The organism is Pectobacterium hainanensis, from assembly GCF_046237015.1.
Classification (GTDB): Bacteria; Pseudomonadota; Gammaproteobacteria; order Enterobacterales; family Enterobacteriaceae; genus JBJYIN01.
Genome location: NZ_JBJYIN010000003.1, coordinates 155,221 through 169,311, shown reverse-complemented (window position 1 = coordinate 169,311; position 14,091 = coordinate 155,221). Strand labels below are relative to the sequence as shown.

Annotated in this window: 12 protein-coding genes and 1 pseudogene; 5 read left to right on the top strand and 8 right to left on the bottom strand. The window is 45.5% G+C overall.

What is annotated here, in order from left to right:
* Positions 1 to 14: 14 nt before the first annotated feature.
* The 4 genes from fliI to fliF are packed head-to-tail and all read right to left on the bottom strand — an operon-like array spanning position 15 to position 4,786.
* Positions 15 to 1,379, bottom strand: a complete 1,365-nt coding sequence (gene fliI, locus ACKPVM_RS04375; protein WP_409307394.1) for a flagellar protein export ATPase FliI — start codon at positions 1,377 to 1,379, stop codon at positions 15 to 17.
* The gene (gene fliH, locus ACKPVM_RS04370; RefSeq protein ID WP_409307212.1) at positions 1,379 to 2,086 is read right to left on the bottom strand and encodes a flagellar assembly protein FliH; all 708 of its coding nucleotides are present in this window, start codon (positions 2,084 to 2,086) and stop codon (positions 1,379 to 1,381) included. Before fliH ends, fliI begins: the two co-directional genes overlap by 1 nt.
* Complete coding sequence (fliG, locus tag ACKPVM_RS04365) at positions 2,079 to 3,071, bottom strand: flagellar motor switch protein FliG (protein ID WP_409307210.1); 993 nt, start codon at positions 3,069 to 3,071, stop codon at positions 2,079 to 2,081. Before fliG ends, fliH begins: the two co-directional genes overlap by 8 nt.
* Positions 3,068 to 4,786 (bottom strand): flagellar basal-body MS-ring/collar protein FliF, encoded by a 1,719-nt coding sequence (fliF, locus tag ACKPVM_RS04360; protein WP_409307208.1) that lies wholly within the window; start codon positions 4,784 to 4,786, stop codon positions 3,068 to 3,070. Before fliF ends, fliG begins: the two co-directional genes overlap by 4 nt.
* A gap of 339 nt (positions 4,787 to 5,125) precedes the next feature.
* Between fliF and fliE the strand changes: the two genes are divergently transcribed.
* Complete coding sequence (gene fliE, locus ACKPVM_RS04355; RefSeq protein WP_409307207.1) at positions 5,126 to 5,443, top strand: flagellar hook-basal body complex protein FliE; 318 nt, start codon at positions 5,126 to 5,128, stop codon at positions 5,441 to 5,443.
* A gap of 193 nt (positions 5,444 to 5,636) precedes the next feature.
* Here fliE and fliT read toward each other — a convergent pair whose 3' ends face one another.
* Genes fliT through fliD form a run of 3 tightly spaced genes read right to left on the bottom strand, consistent with a single transcriptional unit; the run spans position 5,637 to position 7,855 of the window.
* Positions 5,637 to 6,005: a flagella biosynthesis regulatory protein FliT gene (gene fliT / locus ACKPVM_RS04350; RefSeq protein ID WP_409307205.1), complete on the bottom strand. Its 369-nt coding sequence runs from the start codon at positions 6,003 to 6,005 to the stop codon at positions 5,637 to 5,639.
* Positions 6,006 to 6,007: 2 nt separating this feature from the next.
* The gene (gene fliS, locus ACKPVM_RS04345; protein ID WP_409307203.1) at positions 6,008 to 6,415 is read right to left on the bottom strand and encodes a flagellar export chaperone FliS; all 408 of its coding nucleotides are present in this window, start codon (positions 6,413 to 6,415) and stop codon (positions 6,008 to 6,010) included.
* A 15-nt stretch (positions 6,416 to 6,430) separates the two neighbouring features.
* Positions 6,431 to 7,855 (bottom strand): flagellar filament capping protein FliD, encoded by a 1,425-nt coding sequence (gene fliD / locus ACKPVM_RS04340; protein WP_409307202.1) that lies wholly within the window; start codon positions 7,853 to 7,855, stop codon positions 6,431 to 6,433.
* Positions 7,856 to 8,129: 274 nt separating this feature from the next.
* Between fliD and ACKPVM_RS04335 the strand changes: the two genes are divergently transcribed.
* Entirely contained in the window at positions 8,130 to 9,620 is a 1,491-nt protein-coding gene (locus tag ACKPVM_RS04335; RefSeq protein ID WP_409307392.1) for a flagellin N-terminal helical domain-containing protein, read from the top strand.
* An 86-nt stretch (positions 9,621 to 9,706) separates the two neighbouring features.
* Positions 9,707 to 10,921: a flagellin lysine-N-methylase gene (gene fliB, locus ACKPVM_RS04330; protein ID WP_409307200.1), complete on the top strand. Its 1,215-nt coding sequence runs from the start codon at positions 9,707 to 9,709 to the stop codon at positions 10,919 to 10,921.
* A 43-nt stretch (positions 10,922 to 10,964) separates the two neighbouring features.
* Here fliB and ACKPVM_RS04325 read toward each other — a convergent pair whose 3' ends face one another.
* A complete protein-coding gene (locus tag ACKPVM_RS04325) occupies positions 10,965 to 11,507 on the bottom strand; it encodes a hypothetical protein (RefSeq protein WP_409307198.1) in 543 nt (180 codons plus the stop codon).
* Positions 11,508 to 11,739: 232 nt separating this feature from the next.
* Here ACKPVM_RS04325 and ACKPVM_RS04320 point away from each other — a divergent pair.
* A protein-coding gene (locus tag ACKPVM_RS04320; RefSeq protein ID WP_409307196.1) for an IS3 family transposase occupies positions 11,740 to 12,907 on the top strand; the annotation gives its coding sequence in 2 pieces (ribosomal slippage) (positions 11,740 to 11,999 and positions 11,998 to 12,907; 1,170 coding nt in all).
* Between the two features lie 66 nt (positions 12,908 to 12,973).
* Positions 12,974 to 13,890, top strand: a pseudogene (locus tag ACKPVM_RS04315) (Rpn family recombination-promoting nuclease/putative transposase).
* The last annotated feature ends 201 nt before the right edge of the window (positions 13,891 to 14,091 follow it).

Genomic DNA, 14,091 nt, shown 5'->3' with positions numbered 1-14,091 from the left:
TTCTCTCCTACTCGTTACGCGGGAAATATAGTGTTTAATGCCTGACAGGCTTCGTCATAATTGCTTTGCTCAAACATACCCTGCTGCAGAAAAGCCTCTAGTTGCGGATACAGTCGTATTGCTTTATCCAGCATCGGATCGCTACCAGCGGCGTAAGCACCGACGCTCACCAGATCCCGGTTACGTTGGTAACTGGATAGCAACTGTTTAAATTGCCGCACCGAGGCATAGTGATTCTCATCAATTAACGCTGTCATCGCACGGCTGATAGATGCTTCAATATCAATTGCAGGGTAGTGTCCTGACTCTGCCAACTGACGCGATAAAACAATGTGTCCATCCAATATTGCACGAGCAGAATCTGCGATAGGATCTTGCTGATCGTCACCTTCCGTTAACACGGTATAAAAGGCGGTAATTGAGCCACCGCCATGAATACCATTACCAGCTCGTTCAACTAATGCGGGTAGCTTGGCGAAAACGGAAGGAGGATACCCTTTCGTCGCCGGTGGTTCGCCAATCGCCAATGCGATCTCTCGCTGAGCCATTGCGTAGCGTGTCAGAGAATCCATAATCAGCAGAACGTGATGACCACGGTCACGGAAATCTTCTGCAATACGTGTCGCGTAGGCTGCGCCCTGCATCCTCAGTAACGGCGAAACATCGGCTGGCGCGGCGATAACGACAGAACGCGCTCGACCTTCTGTACCAAGAATATTCTCGATGAAATCTTTTACTTCGCGCCCTCGCTCACCGATCAGACCGACAACGATAACATCAGCCTGAGTATAGCGAGCCATCATGCCTAATAATACGCTTTTACCTACGCCTGAGCCAGCGAACAACCCCATGCGTTGTCCACGCCCAACGGTAAGAAGGGCATTGATAGCACGAACGCCTACATCCAATACATGCTCAATCGGTGTGCGTTGTAACGGGTTAAACGGTGGTGTAATTAACGGCGCTCTGTAGCCCGTGTCGGGGGCAGGTAATCCATCTAATGGTTTTGCGCTACCATCCAATACACGCCCCAGAAGTTCGGGGCCTAAAGGTAACTGTTTTCCTTGAGTACTGCCCTCTTGACCAATGCGAGCATAAACGCGAGCACCTGGCGTTATACCTTCCACTTCTTCCAGCGGCATTAACAATAATTTCTGCCCGTTAAAACCAACAACCTCACTTTCGACTTCTTCTATTTGTGACCCACTTTGGCGTTCGATCAGACATGTTGCCCCCAATGGCATGTGTAAGCCTGTGGCTTCCAACACTAAGCCTGTGGCGCGAATCAAGCGACCATAACGACGAACTGAAGGCGTTTCATCAATCCGTTTTTCAAATGAGTCTAGGGAAGAAAGCCAGAGCCCGAGGCGTGAGGTCATCATAACTCTCCCGGAGCCGCCAAACGGCAGAGTTCATGCCAGCGGGTAGCCAAACTGGCGTCTAGGTCGCCTTCTTCAGCGCTGACTTTACACCCTCCCGGGTGTAACTGATTATCCGCCAGCAATCGCCAGCCATGTAGGCTTAGGGTAGGGCCAAGATGTTGCTCAACACGCTCTAAATCAGAAGGGTGGACCCGCAATTGTGTTTTACCCGAAAACATAGGCTCTTGTTGAATCAACTGCTGTATCTGGCTCAGTAATGCTGTGCCATCACAGACAGGTGGTTGCCCAAGAATTTGTTTAGCAGCAGTTAACGCCAATTGCATCAGACGAGCTGGAATAACGCTATCTAATGCGTCTAGCGTTTGTTGGAATTCCGTGACCATCTGTTGCATCTGTTCGATCATCGGTTGCTGCTGCAACAAGGCATCCTGTAAACCTTGCTGTTGTCCCTTACTTAGACCTTCCTGATAGCCTGCATCATAGCCTTGCTGATGGCCTTGTGCGAAACCAGCTTCTCGCGCTTGCTGTTGAGCATGCTCTTTCAGTGATAAAAGCTCATCTTCAAACGAAGGTGTGTGAGTCTCTGCGACGATTTCGGGCTCCAACACTTCCGGTTCTTCAAGGGCCGGAACAAACGATGCAGGAGTAGCGAGATCGTTTAATTTCCATGGTTCCCAGGCAAGATTATCCGAGGCATTAGACATAAGCATCCTCGCCGCCACCGATAATCATTTCGCCACTGTCAGCTAAACGACGAACAATAAGCAGAATGGCCTTCTGTTCGTTTTCCACCTGAGACATGCGCACTGGACCGCGAGTCGCGAGATCGTCGCGAAGGATTTCCGCTGCACGCTGAGACATATTGCGCAGGAATTTCTCGCGCAGTGGCTCTTCTGCTCCCTTCAATGCCAGCAGCAAAGATTCGGACTCCACTTCCTGCAGCAAACGCTGGATACTGCGATCGTCGACATCCACAAGGTTTTCGAACAGGAACATTTCGTCGATAATTTTTTGCGCCAATTCGCCATCGAATTCACGTACCGCATCAATAACGGCCTCTTCCTGCTGAGTTTTCATCAGGTTGATGATTTCAGCAGCCGTACGAATACCGCCCATTTTGCTCCGTTTGAGATTCTGTCCATCCAAGAGCCCATTGAGCACATCGGTCAATTCGGCCAATGCAGACGGTTGAACGCCACCGAAAGTGGCAATACGTAACATGACATCATTACGTAAGCGGTCATCAAACAGCGCCAAAATATCGGCGGCTTGCCCACGTTTCAGGTGCACCAAAATAGTGGCGATAATTTGTGGATGTTCATCACGAATCAGGTCAGCCGCAGTTTGCGGCTCCATAAAGTTGAGCGTTTCCATCCCGCTGGATGTTTCGCGACTTTCCAGAATATCTTCCAACAAGCTGGATGCTCGTTCTTCACCCAGCGCTTTAACCAATACCGAGCGCAAATAATCACCCGCATTAACGCTAAGAGCAGCGTACTGCTCTGCATCCGTTTCAAACTCTTTAAGTATTTCGACTAATTGTTGGTGAGAAACCTGGCGCATATTAGCCATCGCAGAGCTAAGGCTTTGCACTTCTTTAGTCGACAGATGAGTAAACACCTCTGCCGCTCGGTCTTCACCGATGGTCATCAATAAGATGGCGCTTTTTTCTGTTCCAGTTAGGCTCATAGTTCACTACTCATCCATTGACGAATAACCAGCGCGACGACTCGTGGATCGTTCTCTGCCAGTTCACGAATTCGATTACTTTGCATCTCAGCACTAACGCGTTGCTGCGATTTTCTTTGTTGTTCAACTTCAGATGCGCTGAGGTTAACGACGACATCATCATTACCTTTGCCTTTACTCAACTCGGCGGCAGCGAGAGCAGCTTCCTGTTGCTGAGCTTTTCTCTGCAACTGAGGACGAATCAGCTTACGATAGAGAATCCAGGCAACGATGAGAACCAGTAGCCAGCGGCCTGCTTCCATCAGCAAATCAAAGAATGCTTGCTGTTGCCAGAAGGGGAGTTCTCCTGTCCCGTCCGTTGAATCCATAAACGGCGTATTGACAACATTGAGTGAGTCGCCACGTTCGGAAGAAAATCCCATAGCCTCACGAGCGACGGTCTCAATCTGTTTGATTTGATCTTCTGTCAGCGCAATCGGCTTGCCATCTTCACCTGGCGGCAAGTAGTTCACAATAACCGCCGCAGACAATCGTTTCACACCACCGGAGCTGTGTTTGGTATGCAGAATGGTTTTGTCGACTTCGTAGTTTGTCGTTGCGTCATTACGGATATTAGATGTTTGGATAACCGTGTTCGCATTGGCATTCGCCTGCGCGCCCGCCGCATTGTTTTGCTGTCCTGCCGCTTGATTGTTAGCGTTTGCATTGTTGTTCGGTGGTGTTGCAATAGGCGCCGTAGGTGCCGGAGCGGGTTGGTTAGACAACGCGCCAGGCACGCCACCAACATTGGGGCCGCCTTTTTGTTCACTTTGACTGGTTTGCTGAGAGCGCACCGCCGCTTTATCTGGTGGTTGATTAGGCTGGTATTGTTCGTCAGTCTGTTCACGTGCTGAGAAATCAATTTGTGCCGTTACCTGAGCATGCACGTTTCCCATACCAACGATAGGGGCAATGATAGCCTCAATACGACGCTGGTACATGGCTTCAACTTCATTGCTGTATTTCAGTTGAGCTGCATTCAGATCGCGAGCGCTACCACCCGCCTGTGTCAGCAATCGGCCTGTTTGATCAACAACGGTGACATTATCGGGCGGTAATCCTGCGACGCTGCTGGAAACCATGTAAACAATCGAGTTGATTTGCCCTTCGTCCAACGCCCGTCCTGGTTGCAAAGTGAGTGTGACGGACGATGAGGGTGATTTTTGTTCGCGGACAAAAAGAGAAGGCTTAGGAATAGCCAAATGTACCCGGGCATTCTGTACCGGGCCTAATGTTTCAATCGTTCTTGATAATTCACCTTCTAGCGCCCGCTGGTAGTTAATCTGTTCACTGAACTGACTAATGCCGAATTTTTCTTTATCAAGTAATTCAAAACCAACCGCACCACCTTTGGGTAACCCCAGTTGTGCTAATCGTAGGCGCGTTTCGTGAACATTTTCCGCTGGAATCATTATCGCCCCGCCATTGTCGGAAAAGCGATAAGGGATATTAAGCTTCGTCAATTCACTGACGATAGCACCACCATCTCGATCATTAACGTTGCTGTAGAGCACCCGGTAGTCGGGGCCTCTGGCCCACAAAGACAACGCAACGACAATAGCAATGGTCGCTGCAGCTGCAATTAATAAAGGAATTTTCGGATTGGCGCGTAAGCGGTTGAGTATTTCGCCAAAGCTGTTTTTACCGGAAGCGATGCCGGTTAATGAGGCGTTCATACTCGATCTCTGCTTGGTTGTTGAACGATAGACTTAACGTTGTGACGTGACAAAACAGAACTCCCTGATTGCGCAATCGATAAAACAATTCGCCTATAGTTATCGGCATGTCATTATTTTCCGTAAAAGAAAAATCGATGGGTCGATAAGGTGACATTTTTAACGCTAATTGCTCCCTTTAGCCATGTATCGATATGGTAAGGTTATTCGCGTGTCATAGCGTCCTGAGTGAGTCCATAAGTAAACAGGACGATCTTATTCATAAATGAGTAGATAATTCAATCTATTATCTGCATTTGAATGGTGAGAAACCCGTTTCTTTCGTTTGATGAGGGGATTATGTCAATCCAAGGTATTGAAGGCGTGTTACAGCAGATGCAAGTGACAGCATTGCAAGCCTCTAATAATACGTCGAATGCCCGGCCAGCCATTGAGCCAGGATTTGCGAGTGAGCTGAAATCGGCTATTGACAAGATCAGTGATACTCAGCAATCGGCGCGTACGCAAGCGCAAAACTTTACGCTGGGTGTACCTGGTGTCGCGTTGAATGATGTGATGGTGGATTTGCAGAAATCATCTATTTCAATGCAGATGGGTATTCAGGTCCGTAACAAGCTGGTATCTGCCTATCAGGAAGTGATGAATATGAGCATCTAAGGCCTGAGTTAGCGGCTGACACAATTAAAGGCGTGTTATAGCGCCTGATTTTGTCGTTCCTGCGTAGATATAAGAACCTTTTTTGTACCACGAATGAATTAAAGAAAAGATACAGTCGCGCGGAAATAAGGTAAGGTCATTCTCAATAACTTTTCTCGTAATGCCTGCGTAAGCAGGCATTTACTTATTATATTTAACGATTACCTACATCGCCGGGTAAGAGTCGGTGTCCGGCAAATTCTCCATAAGCGGTATTAACGTTTTGTTGAGCAACTGTGTTTTTCATCAACGCGCTCAATTCGTCCATTCGCTTGCGTAATAAGTCTTTAATCTGAGATTCATTTTCAAGAATTTCACCGAGTATTTGCCGAAAATGTAATTTCATTACGCTATCGATATTGTCAGGAATCGGTCTTTGGCTCAGTTTCTCCACAGATTGAACGTAAGCAATCTCCTGATCAACCAGCTCATCCCACTGTCCATTGGATGCCAATCCGAGAATTTTCCGGCTGAGCGCCTGAAGTTGTTGGTAATCTTTAAGGAGTTGATGGAGATTGCCCATGGCTATTTTTCCTGAGACGGCTGATAATTAGGACCAATTTGACGCCAAGCCTCGGCGATATTTTCCAACAGTGCTTCGACTTCCTCTATCACCTTCGCATCATTATGCAGATTGGCGATCATGAGTCGCTGTGTCATATAGTCATACAGCGCTGACAGGTTTTCTGCTAGTTCTCCGCCTTTTTCTACATCTAGCCCTGCTTTTAGGCCATTGGCAATGATATCAATGGCTTTTGATATGGCCATGCCTTTACCTGGAATATCGCCCTGTTGCAAGAGAAGGCGAGCTCGCACCATGGCACTGCGAGCACCATCAAAGAGCATAACGATCAACTGATGCGGGCTGGCACTCATTACGCTGCTTTCTACACCAACTTGCGCGTAGGCCTGACTGCCCGTTCTGCTATACATTATTTTTACCCTCTCTTACGAACTTTTATTTAATGCCGCCAATTGCGTGGTTAGGTAATCACTGGTGCTGTTCATTTGTGACACTAACTTATCCAGTTGGGTAAATTGCGCTTTATAACGGGCGATATTATCTTCAATACTTTGCTTGGTCCGCTCTTCCGTTTTCTTTAACGTTTTCAGCGTTTCAGCGATACCTTCTTTTGCAATTTGAATGGCACCTTTATTATCGCCAGATGTTTCTTTTAATACGGAATCGAGATAGGTATTAACCTGAGTAGCAAACCCCGTCTTCTTACCATCACCAACAAAAAATTCGGTTACAGAATCACTTTTTTCTTTTAATGAGCTATCTAATTTATCGCTATCGACTTCCAATTTTCCGGTAACTGGATTTTGCTTAATCCCCATCTCATTCAGCGTGCTGATACTCATACCACTTTGCGCACTGGAAATTTGCATTTTTAGGTTGGTCTGAATACTGCGTACTGTACCGTTGCCGAGCAAAACACCATTACTAGCATCTAGGGTGTCAGAATTCGGGTCAGTAGCCGTAAATTTTGTCAGATTGCCAATCGTAGTTTGTAGAGCGTTATAGGCATCAACCCATTCCTGAACCGCTTTTTTCATTGGGGCTGTGTCACCAGTGAGTGTCAATGTCTCTGGTGTATCAAGTGTGGTTTCTGATTTCAGGTTTAAGGTCACACCTTCAATGGCATCATTGATTGTGTTGCTTTGTCGGACAATCTGAATACCATTTAACTCGAGAACGGCATTTTCGGCAGCCGTTTGCTGCTTCATGTTATTGGTTGTGCTACCAGCGGTATAAGCCAGTTTTTGATTAAGTGTACTATCGCCATCAACACTGATTGTCATCTGCGAATCAGTGCCTGTGCTCTTAGATGTAATCGCTAAATAGAAGCTATTGTCGTCTGCTTTAATAATGCTGGCACCGACATCACCGTTAGCTTTATTGATCGCATCACGAATGCCTTCCAGAGAGGTTTGATCTTTTGTTAGCTTAATCTCTAACGGCTTCTCTTGCCCATCTTGCTTAATAAGCAGTATGCGAGTTTCTGCATCGTCGCCTAATGCCGTTTTGTTGCTGGTTTCTTTGGCTGAAATCACGGAATGTGCAGTGGCCAAATTTTGCACTTCTACACTATAGGTTCCCGCTACGGCGCTACCGGAAGAAGTAGCCGTAAACGCTTTGTTTTCACCACTAATGGCAGTCTTATTGATGGTGTTTGCTTTCGTCAGCGCTTCATTAGCCAATTCTAATTTAGTGAGCGCTGTTTTCAGCGTATCGAAGGCTGTATCGCGACTTTTATATACCTTTTGCTGATTAGTTACCGGTGTAATACGTGTTTGCTCAAATGAGGTCAATTGAGTCAGAATATCGGTAAAGCCGCTGGTGGAGCCGGTAAAGCTGATGCTAGCCATGATGATTCCTTTTATGGGTGCCAGACGCTATGGAGGATATATCGGCTACGATAGAGAAAAGTTTAGCATTAACGAAATAAAGAAGAATATCTGTGACTACTGTACTTGTGTTGTTCAATCTCATGTTGCCTTTGAAACAAAGAAATGTCTAAAAATAATTAAAGCTTCTCTCCTGTGCGCCGATACAGCTTAGGACGGTGATAAAAGCCGTGGGCAAATGCCCGAACTTTAAACCGACCCTAAATCGATTTGCATTGCAATAATAAGGAATACAATTATGGCAGTCATTAATACTAACAGCCTGTCGCTGGTAGCACAAAATAACCTGAACAAATCTCAGTCTGCTCTGGGGACGGCTATCGAGCGCCTGTCTTCTGGCTACCGTATCAACAGCGCCAAAGACGATGCAGCAGGTCAGGCTATTGCTAACCGCTTCACCGCTAATATCAAAGGCCTGACCCAGGCAGCGCGTAACGCTAACGATGGTATTTCCGTTGCGCAGACCACTGAAGGCGCGTTGAACGAAATCAACAACAACCTGCAACGTATTCGTGAATTGTCTGTACAGGCAGCAAACGGATCTAACCAGGGGGTTGACTTAGATTCAATCCAGGGTGAAATTCAACAGCGTCTGGATGAAATCGATCGTGTATCTCAACAAACTCAGTTCAACGGTGTCAAAGTTCTGGCGAAAGACGGTACATTGTCTATTCAAGTGGGTGCCAATGACAGCGAAACCATTAGCATCAATTTAAAAGAAATTTCGTCAAAAACCTTGGGATTGGAAAAGCTGGATATTGCTAACCAAATCACCAGTAAAGATTTTACTGCGGTCACTACGCTGAAAAGCGGTGAAGATGCTAAGTGGACTAAATTCTCGTATGAAACAACAGGTGCTACGACATATTCCTTAGCTATCGGTACTGACAACAAGTTGTATGGTAAGAATGGTACTGACTTTGTTGAGGCTACATATGATGCAGATAAGGGCACAGTTACATTTGGTGCCGCAGCAACGGGGGTTACAGAGGCTGCTGGAGCGACTGAGTTTGATACTGCTAAGGGTGTTGTACAACTATCGGAAGCTAATGCTGCTACAAAAATTGCGGCCGATGCACCTACAGTTGATTCTATAAGCATGGTTAATGAGGCAACAGGCGCAACAACATACTACGCGAAATCTGGTGCTGATTACTATAATGCAACGATTGACCAATCTACTGGTGTGGTAACACTTGATCTTGCGTCGAAAACTACTACAGCACCTACCGCAGCAGGTGTTGCTGTAACAGAAAAATCAGTTTTAGAAGAAGCAGCCAAAGCTGGGGTAGCTGCTGATTTGAGCTCTGTGACTGCAAAAGGTACGAATAGTTTAGTACAAGACAAAGACGGAACGTATTATGTCAAAAACGTGAATGATGGCACTACGTCTTACTTTAAAGCTACAGTAGATGCAACAAACGGCAAGGTTACTGCGGGTGACGAAGTGGTTGTTGATCCGTTGGCAGCGATTGACCAGGCGTTATCTAAAGTAGATAGTCTGCGTAGTGATTTGGGTGCGATTCAAAACCGCTTTGAATCCACGGTAACTAACCTGAAAAACACCGTAACTAACCTGAGTGCTGCACGTAGCCGCATTGAAGATGCTGATATTGCAACGGAAGTCTCTAACATGAGCAAAAACCAGATCCTGCAGCAAGCCGGTACTTCAGTGTTGGCGCAGGCTAACCAGGTTCCTCAGACGGTTCTGTCTCTGCTGCGTTAATTTGAGTTTAGACTTTTTTATGATCATCAAGGCGACTTCGGTCGCCTTTTTTATCAGACCAATAGGCCAGGTTACCGGGTGAAGTTATGAAAGAAATAGTAATTACACAACCTGTATTTATTGAGCAATTTCATTGCATTGGCAAAGAATGCCGTGATCATTGCTGCCAACGTTGGGATGTGGTGTTGGATAAATCCACTTATAATAAATACATCAAAAGCCCGGATATGGAAATTCGTCAGATAGCGGAAGAAAATCTTACGCGAATAAAAAAGAACCACGCCCAGTGGGCAAAAATTAAGCTAACGAAAGATGGCATGTGTCCATTCCTAAATGAAGAAAGTTTGTGTAATGTTCATAAAAAGATGGGGGAAAAATCGTTAAGTCACACTTGTATGACCTATCCCAGAATGAACACAATCTATCACAATAGGGAAAAACGGAGCATTAATCTTTCATGCCCAGAAAGTGTGCGCTTGTTATTAACTGAACCAATGGCGATGCGTTTACGTGAATATACCGAAATTCGTGCTACATCGAATAAAAGAAACGATCTCACGTTGAGAAATAAAGTAATAAATTTACTCTGTTTTAATTTGTTATTAGTGCCACAAGAGAAAATTGAAAACAATCTTTATGCTGTGTTGTTATTACTGTTTTTCATTGGAAAAAATGAAAAAGAGAACAATTCTTTTGAGAATATATATCCAAAAATAGAAAATTATTTTTTGCAATTGATTCAAACTATGGAAAACAATGATATTGCGAAACATATAGCGTCGATACCAGCAAACCCTGACTTACAGTGGTCGTTATTACTTCGAGTTCAAGTGTTTATGCGTGAAAGTCCACATATTCGTGGGAGAGGGACACTGTATCACTATTTAGATAAAGTGCTTCATTTTTCCACTCATGAGATTGCACCCGAGAATATTCCAGATAGGATAGCTCAACTTAGCAGCGAATATGATGAGAAAGTTAGGCCTTGGTTGGCAGGACGCGATCATTGGTGGCGTAATTATTTTCTGTATCGCATTTATAATGATGATTTTCCATTTTCTCATGGTAGAAGTCCATTTCAAAATTTCTATCTGCTGGTTGCTCAATATTATATCATGAAGTCGATGTTAGCAGCACAGGCGCACTATGTAGGAAAGATCGATGACGATGCAATGATCAATATCATGTATAGTTTTCATACGCTTATCCAGCATAGTAGCGTTTCTTCTGAGCAATTTTTGCGGGAAATAGAAAAAGTAAAAGTGAATGACGATCTTTCAGCGTTGCAATTATTAATTTGAATATGATGTATGGCACTGAAATAAAGCAGTGCCATACATTATTTTACATAATTATATAACAATAAGGTGTATTTCCTATCGGGTAAGACTGGATATGCCTGTTGAATCTTTTGGTCTGATAGTATTTGTCATCAAGATAATCTTCAGCCAGTGAACAGAGGCGATCGTTGTCTATTACTTCTGTGATACCGACAGCCCAGACACTGCGAAGATCCAGTTCCGATTTTCGGATTTGCCCCACTTTTTTCAGATCGCCGGCCATATTTCTAACACAGGTTGTTGGATTAGGATTCTGCTTAAATTCAACAGCCATATATTTTTCTTGTGTCCATCCTTTTTTAAGTAATAGAAAATCGGGGCGGAAGTAATACTTCTCTTTGTTTTGTCGATAATCGAACTCCAATGCCTGCTCTCGATAGAATACATGTTCAGTATTTATCAACATATTGGTAAATTCAATTTGTAGCCAAATTTCCCATCCGGTTATTTCATGTTCATGAATGATGTGAAGCTTTTGTTGGATGTTTTTTTGAGAGAAAAAATCGCTTAATAATCCATTCAGATGGTGAAAATCCCTGTCAATCATAGATTGTTACCTTTATGAGATTTTTCAGTAATATTTGTAGTTTCTGAATTTTATAACGTATGACTTTAAAAAAAATGATAAAAGACAAATTTTGAAAAAACTGGATCAGACTGATGGTAATTGCGAGCCGCATTCACACCTTTTATCGCACTGCTTCCCCTGTAGTGGCACACTAAATTTGGCCAGCTGAACAGAGGTGATATGCTCACCTCAGAACAACACAGGTGCATCAATGAAAAGAAGAAATTTTAGTCCTGAATTCAAACGCGAATCAGCTCAGTTAGTTGTCGACCAAAATTACACCGTCTCTGACGCTGCTAAGGCTATGGATGTTGGTCTTTCCACGATGACGAAATGGGTCAAACAACTGCGTGATGAGCGCCAGGGTAAAACACCAAAAGCCTCCCCCATAACTCCGGAACAAATCGAAATACGTGCGCTAAAGAAAAAGCTACAACGCATTGAAATGGAAAACGAAATATTAAAAAAGCTACCGCGCTCTTGATGTCGGACTCTCTGAACAGTTCTCGATAATCGGGAAACTCAGGTCGCGTTATCCTGTGATCACTCTCTGCCACGTGTTCGGGGTTCATCGCAGTAGCTACAAATACTGGAAAAACCGTCCTGATAAACCAGACGGCAGACGGGCTGTATTACGCAGTCAGGTACTTGAGCTACATGGCATCAGCCATGGTTCGGCCGGAGCAAGAAGCATCGCCACAATGGCAACCCAGAGAGGCTACAAAATGGGGCGCTGGCTCGCTGGCAGACTCATGAAGGAGCTGGGGTTGGTCAGTTGCCAGCAGCCGACTCACCGGTACAAGCGTGGCGGTCATGAGCACGTTGCTATCCCGAATCATCTTGAGCGACAGTTCGCCGTAACCGAACCAAACCAGGTGTGGTGCGGTGATGTGACCTATATCTGGACAGGTAAGCGCTGGGCGTACCTCGCCGTTGTTCTCGATCTGTTTGCAAGGAAGCCAGTGGGCTGGGCAATGTCGTTCTCACCGGACAGCAGACTCACCATGAAAGCGCTGGAAATGGCGTGGGAAACGCGCGGCAAGCCCGTCAGAGTAATGTTCCACAGCGATCAGGGGAGTCATTATACAAGCAGACAGTTCCGGCAGTTACTGTGGCGATACCGGATCAGGCAGAGTATGAGCCGGCGTGGAAACTGCTGGGATAATAGTCCAATGGAACGCTTCTTCCGGAGTCTGAAGAACGAATGGGCGCCAGTGACGGGTTACGTAAGCTTCAGCGATGCAGCCCACGCAATAACGGACTATATCGTTGGATATTACAGCGTGCTCAGACCACACAAGTATAACGGTGGGTTGCCACCAAACGAATCAGAAAACAGATACTGGAATAACTCTAACACGGTGGCCTATTTTAGTTGACCACTACACCCGATACTGCTGAGTTGCTAAAGTAATGGGCAATTATCACCACAGGGACGCGGTGCCATGCAAACTCATGATGCATTCTTTAAACATTTTTTTGGCGATATCGCCACAGCGCATGGTTTTCTGTCTATCCATCTGCCAGTCGGTATTCGGCAACATTGTGATTTCAGCACGTTAGCGTTAGAACCCACCTCGTTCGTTGACGAGAAACTGCGTTCACGGATTTCAGATATGCTCTATTCGCTACGTACCACCCAGGGAAAAGGCTATATTTATTGTGTGATTGAGCACCAGAGTAAACCCGATAAGCTGATGGCCTTTCGGCTTTTGCGTTACAGTTTGGCCGCGATGCAACAGCACTTATCTCAGGGGCATAAAACGCTGCCTTTGGTGGTGCCGCTATTATTTTATCATGGTAAACGCTCTCCATATCCGTACAGTCTGAACTGGCTGCCCCGCAACTGGCACAGCAGATCTATACCACTGCATTTCCCTTGGTTGATCTGACAATGATCCCCGATGAGGAGATCAAAATGCACGGGCGGGCGGCGTTGTTAGAGTTGGTGCAAAAACATATTCGTACACGCGATATGCTGGAATTGGCACGGGATATCGGGATCTTGATCGAGCGCGGAAAACTACCCTTGACGCAGCAACGTGCATTGATATTTTATATTGCAAAGGTGGGGCGAACATCGAACTACCAACTGTTTTTTGATGCCGTCGCTGAAGCGTTATCTGACGAAAGGGAGGATGAGATGGAGACAATCGCTAAACAGTTAGAGCGTGCAGGGTTTGAAAAAGGTTTCCAACAGGGAAAAGATAAATGGCTGGCGGCAGGGCTAGAACAAGGTGAGAAAACCAGCGCACTACGCATTGCTTGCCAAATGTTGCAAGCCGGGATGGCACCGCAACAGGTACAGAAAATGACAGGGTTATCTGATGAAGAGATGCAAACCATAACGGATAACACATAATTTTGGGTGAATACATCGTATTTTTTGTACGGCGTTATTCCACTGGGATCGTTGTTATAACCCGTGTAGGAAGGAGGGCGCTCTTTGAACCGGTACAACACCCGTATCCCAAATAGCCCCTCTTTTACGTCCCTATTCATGCAATTGGTAACTCTACGCAAAAGCATAATAGTGTCGATAACATTATCATCGTAGGTATTT